Source organism: Nonomuraea sp. CA-143628, assembly GCF_050942315.1.
Taxonomy (GTDB): Bacteria; Actinomycetota; Actinomycetes; order Streptosporangiales; family Streptosporangiaceae; genus Nonomuraea.
In genome coordinates, this window is the sequence record NZ_CP192072.1 from 9,323,923 (window position 1) to 9,337,835 (window position 13,913).

Annotated in this window: 11 protein-coding genes; 8 read left to right on the forward strand and 3 right to left on the reverse strand. The window is 69.2% G+C overall.

Going from position 1 to position 13,913, the window contains the following annotated elements; all coding sequences use genetic code 11:
- The first annotated feature begins 18 nt into the window (after positions 1-18).
- From ACQP2T_RS42395 to ACQP2T_RS42430, 8 genes are all read left to right on the forward strand, one after another.
- Positions 19-1,041: a LacI family DNA-binding transcriptional regulator gene (locus ACQP2T_RS42395; RefSeq protein ID WP_433510487.1), complete on the forward strand. Its 1,023-nt coding sequence runs from the start codon at positions 19-21 to the stop codon at positions 1,039-1,041.
- Positions 1,042-1,167: 126 nt separating this feature from the next.
- Entirely contained in the window at positions 1,168-2,484 is a 1,317-nt protein-coding gene (locus ACQP2T_RS42400) for a carbohydrate ABC transporter substrate-binding protein (protein WP_433510488.1), read from the forward strand.
- Position 2,485: 1 nt separating this feature from the next.
- Positions 2,486-3,433, forward strand: a complete 948-nt coding sequence (locus ACQP2T_RS42405; RefSeq protein WP_433510489.1) for a carbohydrate ABC transporter permease — start codon at positions 2,486-2,488, stop codon at positions 3,431-3,433.
- An 11-nt stretch (positions 3,434-3,444) separates the two neighbouring features.
- The gene (locus ACQP2T_RS42410) at positions 3,445-4,308 is read left to right on the forward strand and encodes a carbohydrate ABC transporter permease (protein ID WP_433510490.1); all 864 of its coding nucleotides are present in this window, start codon (positions 3,445-3,447) and stop codon (positions 4,306-4,308) included.
- Positions 4,309-4,323: 15 nt separating this feature from the next.
- The gene (locus ACQP2T_RS42415; RefSeq protein ID WP_433510491.1) at positions 4,324-5,778 is read left to right on the forward strand and encodes an alpha-L-fucosidase; all 1,455 of its coding nucleotides are present in this window, start codon (positions 4,324-4,326) and stop codon (positions 5,776-5,778) included.
- Complete coding sequence (locus ACQP2T_RS42420) at positions 5,775-6,800, forward strand: hypothetical protein (RefSeq protein WP_433510492.1); 1,026 nt, start codon at positions 5,775-5,777, stop codon at positions 6,798-6,800. The genes ACQP2T_RS42415 and ACQP2T_RS42420 overlap by 4 nt, the downstream gene beginning before the upstream one ends.
- Before the next feature lie 47 nt (positions 6,801-6,847).
- On the forward strand, positions 6,848-9,118 hold the full coding sequence (locus tag ACQP2T_RS42425) for a discoidin domain-containing protein (RefSeq protein ID WP_433510493.1): 2,271 nt from the start codon (positions 6,848-6,850) through the stop codon (positions 9,116-9,118).
- Positions 9,119-9,140: 22 nt separating this feature from the next.
- On the forward strand, positions 9,141-9,896 hold the full coding sequence (locus ACQP2T_RS42430) for a hypothetical protein (RefSeq protein WP_433510494.1): 756 nt from the start codon (positions 9,141-9,143) through the stop codon (positions 9,894-9,896).
- Positions 9,897-9,979: 83 nt separating this feature from the next.
- Here the strand turns inward: ACQP2T_RS42430 and ACQP2T_RS42435 are convergent, their stop codons facing one another.
- The 3 genes from ACQP2T_RS42435 to ACQP2T_RS42445 all read right to left on the reverse strand — a co-directional run bounded on the left by ACQP2T_RS42435 (position 9,980) and on the right by ACQP2T_RS42445 (position 13,911).
- Positions 9,980-10,990, reverse strand: a complete 1,011-nt coding sequence (locus ACQP2T_RS42435; RefSeq protein WP_433510495.1) for a pectate lyase family protein — start codon at positions 10,988-10,990, stop codon at positions 9,980-9,982.
- A 19-nt stretch (positions 10,991-11,009) separates the two neighbouring features.
- A complete protein-coding gene (locus ACQP2T_RS42440; RefSeq protein WP_433510496.1) occupies positions 11,010-12,005 on the reverse strand; it encodes a pectinesterase family protein in 996 nt (331 codons plus the stop codon).
- A 154-nt stretch (positions 12,006-12,159) separates the two neighbouring features.
- On the reverse strand, positions 12,160-13,911 hold the full coding sequence (locus ACQP2T_RS42445; RefSeq protein ID WP_433519905.1) for an acetyl/propionyl/methylcrotonyl-CoA carboxylase subunit alpha: 1,752 nt from the start codon (positions 13,909-13,911) through the stop codon (positions 12,160-12,162).
- Between the last annotated feature and the right edge of the window lie 2 nt (positions 13,912-13,913).

Below are 13,913 nucleotides of genomic sequence, written 5' to 3' on the forward strand. Positions count from 1 at the left end.
GACGGCGAGAGGAGCGCTATGACCAGAGCCACCGAGCGGCCCGCGCGGCAGCCGAGCATGGCCGACGTGGCCGTGGCCGCCGGAGTGTCGGCGCAGACCGTCTCGCGCACGCTCCGCGACTCGCCGAACGTCAACCCGGAGACCAGGAGGCGCGTGCTCGCCGCCGTCGAACGGCTCGGCTACCGCTTCAACAACGCGGCCCGGGTGCTCTCCTCCGGGCGCAGCCACACCATCGGGCTCGTGCTGCTGCAGTCCGGCGGCTACTACTCGCGCTCGGCGGTGACCGCCGGCGTCGAGGCGGCCGCGGGACAGGCCGGATACGCGGTGAGCATCGCGACCATCGCCGGGCTCGACACCGGCCTGATGGAGCGTTCCCTGTCCAAGCTCGCCGACCAGGGCGTGGACGGCATCGTCATCGCCGTGCCGCTCATCTCGGTGACGCAGAAGATGGAGGACATCACCCAGGCCATCCCGACCGTCACGCTCGACGGCTCCCGCACGGCCAGCGCCCGGGTGCTCGGGATCGACCAGGAGGAGGCGGGCCGCATCGCCACGCAGCACCTGCTCGACCTCGGGCATCGCCAGGTGTGGCACGTCTCCGGACCGGACGAGTGGATCGAGGCGCGCCAGCGGCGACAGGGCTGGCAGGAGTGCCTGGCCGCGGCCGGGATCCAGGCGCCGCCCCCGCTGGAGGGAGACTGGTCGCCCGACTCGGGATACCGGCAGGGTCAGGTGCTCGCGATGATCCCGGACGTGACCGCCGTCTTCGCCGCCAGCGACGAGATGGCCTTCGGGGTGATCCGCGCCCTGCGCGAGCGTGGCCGGTCGGTGCCCGGCGACGTGTCCATCGTGAGTGTCGACGACATCGCCCTGGCGGCCTACTGCCAGCCGCCGCTGACCACCGTACGGCAGGACTTCTACCGCTCCGGCGCGGCGGCCGTCGCCCTGCTGCTGCGCGGAACCGACGCCGAGCCCACTGAGTCTCTCGCCACCGTGTCCCTGTCGGTGCGCGACTCCACGGCTCCGCCACGTCGTCACTGAGCCAGGGCACGACTGTCCGTAAAGTGCCTCTTGCGCCCTCATGTTATCGATGCCACTGTAACAACATCCGGACCCGGACTCGTTCCCACCGCCCCCCGCAGATGTCCATGGGAAGGATCCAGAACCATGAGGAGATCACTCGTCCTCGTGAGCGTCGCACTGCTCGGACTGCTCACCGGTTGCTCGGCCGACGGGGGCGGCACAGTCTCCGGCAAGACCACCCTTGACGTCGCCGCTTTGGAAGGCGGCTACGGCCGGGACATGTACGCCCAGGTCGTCCAGGCGTACAAGGCCACGCATCCGAACGTCGACGTGCGGTTGCAGATCTCGAAGAGCATCGAGGACGAGATCACCCCGAACATGAAGGCCGGGCGGTTCCCGGACGTCGTGGTGCTCGGCCAGGGCCGCAAGGCCGCGCTCACCGAGACGCTCATCAAGGACAAGGCTCTCGAAGACCTCACGCCCGTGCTGAAGGCGAAGGTGCCCGGCGAGGACAAGACCGTGGGCGACAAGCTCATCGAGGGCATCGTCGGCAACCTCAACACCAACCCCTACGGCACGGACCAGACGTACACGATGCCGATGTACTACGCGCCGAGCGGGCTCTTCTACAACAAGGGGCTGTTCGCCGAGAAGGGCTGGAAGGTCCCGGCGACCTGGGAGGAGATGTTCGCGCTGGGCGGGTCGGTGAAGGAGCAGGGGTTCTCGCTGTTCACCTATCCGACCGCCGGATACCTCGACGCGTACTTCTTCGCGCTCCTCGCCGACGTCGGCGGGGAGCAGTTCTACAAAGACGCCATGACGTACAAGCAGGGCGTGTGGCGGACACCCCAGGCCCGGCAGGCGCTCGACATCACCACCCGGCTGCTGAAGTACGCCGCGCCGACCACGGTCGGGTACGCCAACGAGCAGGACTTCACCAAGAACCAGCAGTCGATCCTCGACAACAAGACGCTGTTCATGCCGAACGGAACGTGGGTCGTCGGCGAGATGAAGGACGCCCCGCGGGCGAAGGGCTTCCAGTGGGGCCTGACGCCGCTGCCGCCGGTCGTCGTGGGCAGCCCGCGCTACCTCACGACGTCGGTCGAGTCGGTCTGGATCCCCCAAGCCGCCCAGCACAAGGACGCGGCCAAGGAGTTCGTCGCCTACCTGTACTCCGACGAGGCCGCGAAGATCTTCGCCAAGTCGAACGCGATCCAGCCGATCAAGGGCCTCGCGAGCAGCCTGACCGGGGAGAACGCCGAGTTCTACAAGATCTACGAGGACCCGGCGGTCAAGGCGCTCGTCGGCGGGTTCGCGAGCACCGCGCCGGTCCAGGGCGTCGACATCAAGGCCACGCTCTTCGACACCGCCAACAGCGTCATCAGCGGCGACAAGACCGAGGACCAGTGGCAGAACGCGCTCGACGCCGCCAGCGAGAAGCTGCGCCAGGCGGGTGGCTGACGTGCCCGTGCCCTTGCCGGACCCTGGCACCACCGCGGCCGGCTTCCCCGCAGCGGCGACGGTCCGCAGGCGGGGCAACGGCGGGTTCGTGCTCGCCTGTCTCCTGCCCGCGCTCGTACTGTTCGCGGTGTTCATGGTCGTCCCGACCGTGAACGTGTTCCGGATGTCCTTCTACACCTGGAGCGGCTTCTCCCCGGACATGCGCTGGGTGGGGCTGGACAACTTCACCCGGCTCCTCGACGACGCGCAGTTCGTCCGCGCGTTCCAGAACACGATCGCGCTCCTGGTCGTCGTGACGGTCGTGACGATGGGCATGGGCCTGTTCCTCGCCGCGATCATGACCCGGCAACGGCTGCGCGGACGGGCCCTCTACCGGTTCGTCCTCTACATCCCGAGCGTGCTGTCCGTGGTCGTCATCGCGGCCATCTTCTCCGCCGTCTTCGACCAGGAGAACGGCCTGCTCAACGGCACACTGAGGCTGCTGTCGCTCGACGCCCTGCGCCAGGTCTGGCTCGGCGACCAGGGGCTCGTGCTCTGGTCCGTCGCGATCGCGATGATCTGGCAGTCGCTCGGCTACTACATGGTCCTCTACATGGCGGGCATGTCCGCCATCCCGGAGGAGCTCTACGAGGCGTCCGCGCTCGACGGCGCCTCCCCCGGCCGGCAGTTCTTCGCGATCACGCTGCCGCTCATCTGGCAGAACCTCCGCACGACGCTGACCTTCTTCGTCATGAGCGCGGTCAACCTCAGCTTCGTCCTCGTCCGCGCGATGACCGGCGGCGGGCCCGACGGCGCCTCCGAGGTCCTGCTGAGCTACATGTACAAGCAGGCGTACACGAACTCCTCCTACGGCTACGGCATGGCCATCGGCGTCGTCATCTTCGCGTTCTCGTTCCTCGTGTCGCTCCTGGTGAGCCGGGCGACGCGGCGCGAACCCATCCAGTTCTGAGGACGGCCACCATGACCACGATCTCCCCGCGCCGGGTGCTGACCTACGTCCTCGTCACCGCGGTCGCCCTGGCCATCGCGGTCCCGGTCGCCTGGGTGCTCTTCGCCTCGGTCAAAGGGAAGAGCGAGTTCTACGGCAGCCCCTGGGCGCTGCCGGAGGGCCTGCGTCTGCAGAACTACGTGGACGCGTTCGTCACCGCGCGCATGGGCCAGTACTTCCTGACCTCCGTGCTCGTCACGCTGCTCGGGCTGGTGTTCGTCGTGGCGGTCTCCGTGCCGGCGGCCTACGTCATCGCCAGGTACGACTTCCGCGGCCGGGGCGTCGTGGAGGTCGCGCTGCTGGCCGGGTTGTTCGTCAACGTCAACTACATCGTCGTACCGATCTTCCTCATGCTCGTCGGCTGGGACCGCGCGCTCGTCGACGTGCTCCCTGGCGGCTTCTTCATCGACAACCCCGCGGTCCTGTCGCTCGTGTACGCGGCCACGTCGATCCCGTTCACCATCTACCTGCTCACCGCACACTTCCGGTCGATACCGGCGGACTTCGAGGAGGCCGCTGCCCTGGACGGGGCCTCCCGCCTCCAGGTGATGGTCAGGGTCATGCTGCCGATGGCGCGGCCGGCGCTCACGACCGTGATCCTGTTCAACTTCCTGGCCTACTGGAACGACTTCATCATCGCGCTCACTCTGCTCCCCGGCGAGGGCAAGACGCTGCAGGTGGGCCTGCTCAACCTGATGACCGCGCAGAAGGCGGCGGCCGACTACGGGCGGCTGTACGCCGGCATGGTCATCGTGATCGTCCCCGTCCTCATCTTCTATGCGCTCATCCAGCGCCGGCTCATCGAAGGCATGGCGTCCGGCGGTGTGAAGGGCTGACACGGAGGAAGGCTCATGCAGGAATCGACGCGCACCAGAACGACCGGGGGTGCGCTCGACGGGCCGGCGCTTGCCGCGGTCCGGCCGAGCGGACGCCAGCTCGCGTGGCAGGCGATGGAGTTTTACGGGTTCGTCCACTTCGGCATGAACACGATGACCGACCGCGAGTGGGGCGAGGGACACGACGACCCGGCCGCCTTCGACCCGGCCGGGCTCGACGCCGACCAGTGGATCACGGCGCTCAAGGCCGCCGGGATGACCGGCGTGATCTTGACGTGCAAGCACCACGACGGCTTCTGCCTGTGGCCGAGCGACGTCACCACGTACACGGTCGCCTCGTCGCCCTGGCGCGAAGGGCGAGGTGACGTGGTCGCGGAGGTCGCGGACGCGGCCCGGCGGCACGGCCTGCGGTTCGGGATCTACCTGTCGCCCTGGGACCGGACCGAGGCGTCCTACGGCACCGGGGCCGCGTACGACGACTTCTACGTCGCCCAGCTCACCGAGCTGCTCACCTGGTACGGGCCGGTGTTCTCGGTGTGGCTCGACGGCGCGAACGGCGAGGGGCCGAACGGCAAGCGCCAGGTCTACGACTGGGAGCGCTACTACGCGGTGGCCCGCGAGCTGCAGCCGGACGCGGTCATCAGCGTGTGCGGCCCCGACGTCCGCTGGTGCGGCAACGAGGCCGGGAACAGCCGCCCCGACGAGTGGAGCGTGGTCCCGCGCGCCCTGCGGGACGCCGAGCGGATCGCGGACCACTCGCAGCAGACGGACGACGGCGCCTTCGCCCGGCTGGTCCGCAGCGACGACCGCGACCTCGGCAGCCGCGCCGCCCTGTCGGGGCACGCGGACGACCTGATCTGGTATCCGGCCGAGGTGAACACCTCGATCCGTCCCGGCTGGTTCCATCACCCGGCCGAGGACGCCGCGGTCCGCTCCGTGGACGAGCTGTTCGGCATCTACCTGCGCGCCGTCGGCGGCAACTCCTGCTTTCTGCTCAACGTCCCACCGGCTCGTGACGGGCTGGTACGGGACACCGACGTGGCGGTGCTGGAGCAGCTCGGACGGCGCATCGCCGACTTCCGGGCGCGGCGCGTCGAGGCGACCGCGACGGTGTCGTCCGGATCTCCGGGCGACGTCGCGACCGCGTGGCCCGGCAGAGGGCGTACGCCGTGGCGGCCGGACGACTCGGACCCGCTGCCCGGTGTGACGCTCGCCTTCGCCCGGCCCCGCTCGGTCGAGGCGGTCGTCGTGGGTGAGGACATCACGCGGGGGCAACGCGTCGAGCACGTCGTCGTCCGGGGCCGCCGCCGGGACGGCCGGTGGACGACGCTCGCGGAGGCTAACGCGGTGGGATACCAGCGCATCCTGACATTTACGCCGATCGAGGTCGACGCCGTGCTGGTCGAGGTGTCCCAAGCCCGTGACACACCCGTCATCACCCACGTGACAGCGATCGGAGCGACCTCATGAAGGCCGTGGTCCTGGTCGCCGGTATGGTGACCGCTCTGGCCGCTCTGCTGGTCGCCGGAGTGGCGCTCACCCATCGCACCGACAGGGTCGCCGCCATCGACGGCCATGCCGTGACCCACGACGAGCTGCTCTTCCACATGCGCCGCCTCGCTCCACGGGTGCAGAACGACCTACGCAACCAGTACCACCTCCAGGACGGCTCGATCGACTGGACCGCCAAGGCAGGCGACAAGACGGCGCTCCAGCGGCTCGCGGCGCGCGCCCTCGACGAGATCCGGCGGGACAAGACCACGCTCGTCCTCGCGAACGAGGAGGGGCTGATCGGCTCCGTCGACCACGCGGACTTCCTCGGCGAGCTGGCCGCCGAGAACAGGCGACGCGCCGATGCCATCGCCAAGGGCGAGGTCGTCTACGGCCTGGCGGAGTTCTCCCCCGAGGAGTACTACTCGCACCGGCTCACCGAGCTCACGACGGCCCTGAAGCAGCGGCTCGGCACGAAGTCGGACGGCCCGCTCAAGGTCACCGACGCCGATGTCCGGAGCGCGTTCGACGCCGACCGGGACGCCTGGAGCGCCAACGCGACCACGTACACGTACGCCAAGCTCGTGGTGCCGGTGCCCGACGGCGCGTCGGCGGCGTACGCGGCCGGGCTCCAGCGGCGGGTGGCCGCGGCGGACCGGCTGGCGGAGGTCGCGGACCGGGAGCCCGGCGCCCGCCTCACGACCGCCACGCAGGACGGAGGCGGCTCGACCGCCCGCGACCAGGACCTCATGGCGGTGCTCGGCAAGCTCGCTGCGGGCCAGATCTCCGCCCCGGTCCCGAGCGCCGGCCAGATCACCTACTACGAACTCAGCGGCAAGACCGTCGACGAGAAGGCGGCGTTCGCCGCGTACTCCCGGCGGATCCGGCAGTCCCTCATCGAGGAGAGGTTCGACCAGTTCCTCCAGCGCCGGGTGGACGTCAGTGACCTCGAAGTCGACGCGGCGGCGGTGGACGCCATCAACGCAGAGGATGTGCAATGAAACCTGTCGGCACCACACCTCGCCCCCCGGCACGGAGGGCACCGCGCATGGTCCTCGCGGCCCTGCTCGCCGCGCTGCTCGCGGGATCGCTCGCGCCCGCCGCGGCGGCCGCGGACCGCTCCCCCACCGCCGTCAAGGCGGACTTACCGGGCAACACGCCGAACCAGACGGGTGGCAAGGACTACTTCATCGACGCCAGGAACGGCCGCGACAGCGCGGCGGGCACCTCGCCGCAGACCGCCTGGCGCAGCCTGACCAAGGCGAACGCGACGACGTTCCGGCCCGGCGACCGCGTCCTGCTCAAGGCCGGCGAGCAGTGGAACGACCAGCAGCTGTGGCCGAAGGGCTCGGGCAGCGCGGGCAAGCCGATCACCATCTCGGCGTACGGTGACGCGCGCGCCCGCCGACCGTACATCGCGACGAACGGCAAGGTGCCGAACCCCTTCCGGGCCGACGGCACGAAGAACTCCGACACGGTCGGCCGCACCGGGGCCATCGTGCTGCGCAACCAGCAGTACTTCGAGATCAACAACGTCGAGCTGTCCAACGACGACGACTTCGCCACCGACATCACGACCGGGTCCTACGTGCGCGACGGCATCATGGTCTCCATCAACGCCGACCTCCTGCCGGCCGGCGCGGACAGCATCATGGACCACTTCCGGATCTCCAACGTGTACGTCCACGATCTCGACGGCCCGAGCACCTGGCAGAAGATCCACTACGGCGGCGTCGACTTCCAGGTCTTCGGCAGCCGAAGCTACAAGGACTACGGCACCGGCGGCTACTACTTCAAGGACGTCCGGATCGAGAACAACACCTTCACGAAGGTCGAGCTGCACGCCGTGCAGTTCGCGTTCAACTGGTTCGCCGCCGACGGCGCGGGCGCCGGACAGTACGACGAGAGCGGCAAGTTCCACGAGGGCTGGGAGCAGCTCTGGGTGCGCACCCGCGACCTGTACAGCCGGGACGTCTACATCGGCCACAACTACGCCGAGAGCGTCGGCCAGGGCGCGATCCAACTGGCCAACACGAAGAACATGACCGTCGAGTACAACGAGGTCAACGGCTTCCTCAAGCGGTATGCCGCGGTGTCCTGCGGGCTCTATCTGTGGGCGGGCGCCGATTCGGTCATGCAGTTCAACGAGGTCTACGGCGGCCCGGACAACGAGTATGACGGCACCCCGTGGGATCTGGAGTACACCAACTTCAACGTCACCTACCAGTTCAACTACTCGCACGACAACGCGGCGGGCTGGATGGCGTACATGGGCAACAGCTCCAACTCCGTCGCCCGCTACAACCTGAGCGTCAACGACAACGGCGTCCTGGTGAAGAACATGCTGTCGACGAACTACTCGCCGACCTACTTCGCGAACAACACCTTCGTGTACGACGGCGCGGACCTCGGCTACGTCCACGACGAGACGTTCCTGAGCAAGGTCTACTTCCTGAACAACATCTTCTACAACTCCTCCAGGACGAAGTCGACGCCCTGGTACCGCCGTACCGGCGCCCTGCGCCAGGCCGTGTTCGCCAACAACGACTACTACGAGGCGAGCGGCACCCACTCCGGCCAGGAGCCGGTCGACCGGGCCGGGCCGCGGCTCGACCCCAGGTTCGCAGGCGACCCGGCGAAGTACGTCACCGGGGCGGGCGTGGACAACATCCGGACGGCCGCGGCGCACTTCAAGCTGCGCGACGACTCACCACTCATCGACGCCGGACGCTACAACCCCCACCTGGGCACCGAGGACTTCCTCGGCACTCACATCTACTACGGCAAGGCGCCGGACATCGGCATCGCGGAGAGCCCGATCGGTGTGAAGGTCACCAACCCGGTGGACACAGACCCCATCGAGGACGATCCAGGCGACAACCGGGTCAACCTCGCCCTCGGCAAGCCGGTCACCGCGAGCTCGACCCACCCGGGCGCGGGCGGCACGCTCGGCGCGGAGAAGCTGACCGACGGGAATCCGGCGACCCGCTGGGCGGCTGCCGATGACGCGACCTACCCGATCACGCTCGACATCGACTTCGGCGCGGCCACCACCTTCGACGAGGTGGACCTCGACGAGTACACCGACTCAGGCACCAACCCGCGCGTCCAGACCTTCGATCTGCGGCGATGGGACGCCGGGACCGGCGCGTGGGTGACGTTCGCGAGCCGTGCCAACGGGATCGGACACGACCTGGCCGTGACCGGCTTCGGCAGCGTCACGACCTCCCGGCTCCGGGTGGCGCTCACCGGGAAGGTGCCGACGGAGGTGTACACCCCGACTCTGACCGAGATCGCCGTTCACCGGGCTGGCGAGTAGGTTTGATCGCTAATGTACCGGGATGAGTGAAGCGTTCCCCAGACATGTGTTGTGCGTACTCGGCTCCGGGCTGGCCCTTTCAGAGATGGAACGGATCGCGTCCGGCTTCGGCGGGTTCGTCCTCGACCGTGAGTACTCCGAGGCCGAACCCGACCCCCGGATGCCGGAGGCGTTCGAGGCCAGCATGGCCGCGGCCTCGTTCGACGAGTCGGACTGGGCCGCGGTCGAGTCGCACGACACGGTCGGCTACCTGCTGTCCATGCCGATGATGCGGGAGCTGGCGTTCGACACGTCCCGGCGGCTGCTGGCGGTGACGGCCGCGCTGCTGCGGTCCGGCGCCACGGCGGTGAAGAACGAGAGCAGCGGGATCACGCACGGCCGGGACCGCTGGCTCGCGCTGGCCGACCGGGCGGCTGACGCCAAGGACGAGGACCTGGCCGACGCGCTCGCCTCCGCCTGGGTGAAGCGGCCGATCTACGACGGCCAGGTGCTCTACAGCTGCGGCATGCACCTGCTCGGCGCGCCCGAGGTGGAGATCGAGGTCGGTCCGGAGCCGCCGACGAAGGACGAGCTGCCTGAGCTGGTCGAGCACCTGGACACGCTGGCGATCTACCTGCTGACCGATCCGCGCGCGGCGGAGATCGAGGACGGCGCCGGCTTCCGGATGACCGAGGACGCACCCCGATGGCTGCTGCGCACCGGCCCGTGCGACCGTTACGACGAGGACGATCTGTTCTTCAACCCGTACGGATACGTCCGGCTGACTCGCTCGGAGTGACGGACGCCAGTCCCCTTCCGGGATCTCAGTCGCCGGCCGCCCGCGTCCCAGGTGGTGGACGCGCGCGGCCCGCGACGTGAGCGTCAGGTGCCGATGTTCGCCTGGGGTCCCGCGTACGTCCTGAGCAGGGACGGGACGTCGGCGGCCGGGTCGAGCGTGTAGGAGTAGAACGAGCCGGGGGTGAAGGCCGAGCCGCTGGTGGTGCGCTTGCCCGTGCAGCTGACGCAGACGCTGCCGCTCTGGCGGAGCTGGGCGGTGGTGTCGGGGTAGTAGGGGTCCTTGACGTGGTCGTAGTAGCTGTTCTCGATCACCATCTTGGTGGCGCCGCGTGAGTAGTTGCCGTAGCCGGTGATGTTCTGCAGGTAGTTGTTGTAGAGGTGGGCGTAGGCGACATTGTCCGTGCTGGGGTTGCGCTGGTTGTTGTCGTGAATCCAGTTGTGGTGGATGGTCATGCGGGCGGTGACGTTGTCGGTCCAGCCGATGCCGAACGACTTGTTGTTCTCGGCCATGACGTTCCAGGAGACCGTGAGGTAGCTGGTGTCCTTGCGGCTGTCGATCAGGCCGTCGTTCATCCGGATGACGCGGTTGTGGTCGATCCAGACGTGGTGGGCGGTGTCCAGCTGGATGCCGTCGTAGTCGTAGAGCTTGTCGTCGGGGTCGTCGTCGGCCATGCGGGTGTCGCGGATGGTCAGGTTGCGGATGATCACGTTGCTGACGCCGGCGCCCAGGAAGAAGCCGCCGTTGACGATGTGGCCGCTGGTGCCGACGCCGACGATGGTCTTGTTGGCGGCGACCTTGATCTCGGTGCCGTACGGGGTGACGGTGATCGCGCCGTTGACCCGGATGGTGTACGGGGTGGCGGAGGTGGCGTACTTGACCAGGTCGGCGTAGGTGGTGACGGTCACCGTGGCACCGGCCGCGCCGCCGGTGGTGGTGCTCAGGCCGTTTCCGCTGGTGGCGGCGAAACCGTCGGCGGTGCTCGGCCAGGTACGGGCGGCGGTCACCGGGTCGAAGGCCCGTCCGTCCGCGGCGGGAGCGGCCACCCCGAGCGTGGCCACGACGGTCAGCGCGGTGAGCGTTGCACGGAAGTTCATGATTCTCCTTTGCGGGATGTCAGGAGATGGGGTTCCAGCCGTCGGAGCCGGCCAGATACCTCTGGGGCGTGTAGTTCGCGGCCTGGGCGTCGCTGTACTGCGGCCGGTTGGCGTTCGAGCCCGCCCCCGAGCCGTTGTTCCGGTACTCGAAGAAGCGGGCGTTCTTCCACGAGTTGCCGGACATGTCGGTCCACGGCTGGGCGGTTTTGATCACCGAACTGAGCGTGGACTCCCGGTAGAGCACCTGGGCATTGGGCCGCCAGGGACGGCCCAGCGTGGTGGTCCCGGCCGAGGACCCTCCGGAGATCCGCGACCTGTAGAACAGGAAGCCGTAGGTCTTGGCCGCGTCGGTGCTCGCGGCGGTGATCGGGCCGCCGGTGCTGCGCTTCTCGTAGACGTCGCAGTTGTCGAAGACGATGGTGCCGCCGCCGAAGATGAAGTCGACGGTGCCCTCGACGTAGGAGCCGGCGACGTAGGCGCGGGCCGCGTTGTTGACCAGGAAGGTGTCCTGGTCGCCGAGCAGGCGTACGTTGCGCAGGACCGCGCGGTCGGCGTTCAGGTTGAGCGCGACCGCCTGATGGCCGGTGACGTTCGGGTTCTCGTCGAAGTCGTTGGAGATCGTCAGGTTGGTGGCGACGAAGTCGTGGCCATCGACGAAGGCGGTGGCGCTGTTGAATGTCCCGTACTGGCCCGCGTAGTGATTGTTAACGATCACAGTCTGGGCCGCCGAAGATCCAAGCCCCTGGAGCGTGATGTACGGCTTGTTCGACGGGACCCGGACGATCTCGCGATACGACCCGGGCGCGATGGTGATCGTCACCCGGCCGGCATTGCCCGCGGGCACGGCGTCGACGGCGGCCTGCACGGTCCGGTAGGTGCCGGAGCCGTCCGCCGCCACCGTGGGCTTGGCCAGGGAATCGAAGGTGCCGGTGTCGGCCGCCGCCTGCGGTACGGCTCCGCAGACCATCGCCGTGGCCGCCAGCAAGGCGGCGCCTGCATGCTTGCGTACGAACATGTCGCGTTCCCCTTCCTCTCGTCGTCACCGAGGAAGAGGCACCTTGACCGGGAAGTCAACTCAACGAGGGCAGGCGAGTCGAAATCCCAAGGTCACGCGTGAAGCTTTCAGGCCGGCGCGGACGCCCCGGCGACCAACCGCCGGGGCGACGGGGTCACGACGGGTCCTTGATCTCGCAGATCACCGCGCCCGCCGCGACCGTGGCCCCCACGTGGGCGGACATCCCGACCACGGTGCCGTCCTTGTGGGCGGTCAGCGGCTGCTCCATCTTCATGGCCTCCAGGACCACGATGGTGTCGCCCTCTCGCACGGTGTCGCCGTCGGCGGCCACCAGCTTGACGATGGTGCCCTGCATCGGGCTGACCAGGGCGTCTCCGCTGGGCGCGGACCGAGCGGCGCTCGCGCCTCGGCGGCGCGGGGCGGCGGGCCTGGGCGCGCCGGCGCTCCGCGGACCGCCGAGACCGGCGGGCAGGACGACCTCCAGGCGCTTGCCCGCCACCTCCACGGTGACCCGCTCCCGCTCCGCCGGTTCCGCCGTGGCGGCCGGTCCGGCGTACGGGGTGAGGTGGTTGTCGAACTCGGTCTCGATCCAGCGGGTGTGGACGGTGAACGGCTCGGCGGTGAACGCCGGGTCGTCCACGACCGCCCGGTGGAAGGGCAGCGCGGTGGGCATGCCGTCGACCTCGAACTCGGCCAGCGCCCGGCGGGCGCGCTGCAGCGCCTGCTCGCGGGTGGCGCCGGTGACGATCAGCTTGGCGACCAGGGAGTCGAAGGAGCCGGGCACGGTCTCGCCCTGCTCGTAGCCGCCGTCGAGACGGACGCCGGGGCCGGAGGGGGCGTGCCAGCGGGTGATCATGCCGGGGGCGGGCAGGAAGCCGCGGCCGGGGTCCTCGGCGTTGATCCGGAACTCGATCGAGTGGCCGCGGGCCGGCGGGTCGTCGTAGCCCAGCGGCTCGCCGTCGGCGACGCGGAACATCTCGCGTACGAGGTCGATGCCGGTGACCTCCTCGCTGACCGGGTGCTCGACCTGCAGGCGGGTGTTGACCTCCAGGAAGGAGATCGTGCCGTCCTGGCCGACGAGGAACTCGCAGGTCCCGGCGCCGACGTAGCCGGCCTCGCGCAGGATGGCCTTGGAGCTGTCGCGCAGCAGGGCCTCCTGCTCCGTGCTGAGGAACGGCGCGGGCGCCTCTTCGACCAGCTTCTGGTGGCGGCGCTGGAGCGAGCAGTCGCGGGTGCTGACCACGACCACGCCGCCGTGGGCGTCGGCCAGGCACTGGGTCTCGACGTGGCGGGGCCGGTCGAGGTAGCGCTCGACGAAGCACTCGCCCCGCCCGAAGGCCGCCACGGCCTCGCGGACCGCGCTGTCGTACAGGTCGGGGATCTCCTCCAGGGTGCGGGCGACCTTGAGCCCGCGCCCGCCGCCGCCGAACGCCGCCTTGATGGCGATCGGCAGGCCATGCTCCCGCGCGAACGCCAGTACCTCGTCCGCCCCGGACACCGGGTCGGCCGTTCCGGCCACCAGCGGCGCCCCTACCTTCTGGGCGATGTGCCGGGCCTCGACCTTGTCGCCGAGTGCGGTGATCGCGGACGGCGGCGGGCCGATCCAGACCAGCCCGGCGTCGATGACCGCCTGGGCGAAGGTGGCGTTCTCCGCCAGAAAGCCATAACCGGGATGTACGGCGTCGGCGCCCGACCGCGCCGCCACCTCGATGATCTTGTCGATCGACAGGTACGTCTCCCCCGGCGTGGCGCCGTCCAGCGCGTACGCCTCGTCGGCCATGCGGACGTACAGCGCGTCGCGGTCGGGATCGGCGTAGACGGCCACGCAGCCGATGCCTGCGTCCCGGCAGGCGCGGACGATGCGGACGGCGATCTCGCCGCGGTTGGCGATCAGCACTTTGCGCAGGC

Bases quoted from the DNA above. Each gene is read 5' to 3' on its own strand.
- ACQP2T_RS42395 (WP_433510487.1), top strand. From the start codon at position 19: ATGACCAGAGCCACCGAGCGGCCCGCGCGGCAGCCGAGCATGGCCGAC.
- ACQP2T_RS42400 (WP_433510488.1), top strand. From the start codon at position 1,168: ATGAGGAGATCACTCGTCCTCGTGAGCGTCGCACTGCTCGGACTGCTC.
- ACQP2T_RS42410 (WP_433510490.1), top strand. From the start codon at position 3,445: ATGACCACGATCTCCCCGCGCCGGGTGCTGACCTACGTCCTCGTCACC.
- ACQP2T_RS42415 (WP_433510491.1), top strand. From the start codon at position 4,324: ATGCAGGAATCGACGCGCACCAGAACGACCGGGGGTGCGCTCGACGGG.
- ACQP2T_RS42420 (WP_433510492.1), top strand. From the start codon at position 5,775: ATGAAGGCCGTGGTCCTGGTCGCCGGTATGGTGACCGCTCTGGCCGCT.
- ACQP2T_RS42425 (WP_433510493.1), top strand. From the start codon at position 6,848: ATGGTCCTCGCGGCCCTGCTCGCCGCGCTGCTCGCGGGATCGCTCGCG.
- ACQP2T_RS42430 (WP_433510494.1), top strand. From the start codon at position 9,141: ATGAGTGAAGCGTTCCCCAGACATGTGTTGTGCGTACTCGGCTCCGGG.
- ACQP2T_RS42435 (WP_433510495.1), bottom strand. From the start codon at position 10,990: ATGAACTTCCGTGCAACGCTCACCGCGCTGACCGTCGTGGCCACGCTC.
- ACQP2T_RS42440 (WP_433510496.1), bottom strand. From the start codon at position 12,005: ATGTTCGTACGCAAGCATGCAGGCGCCGCCTTGCTGGCGGCCACGGCG.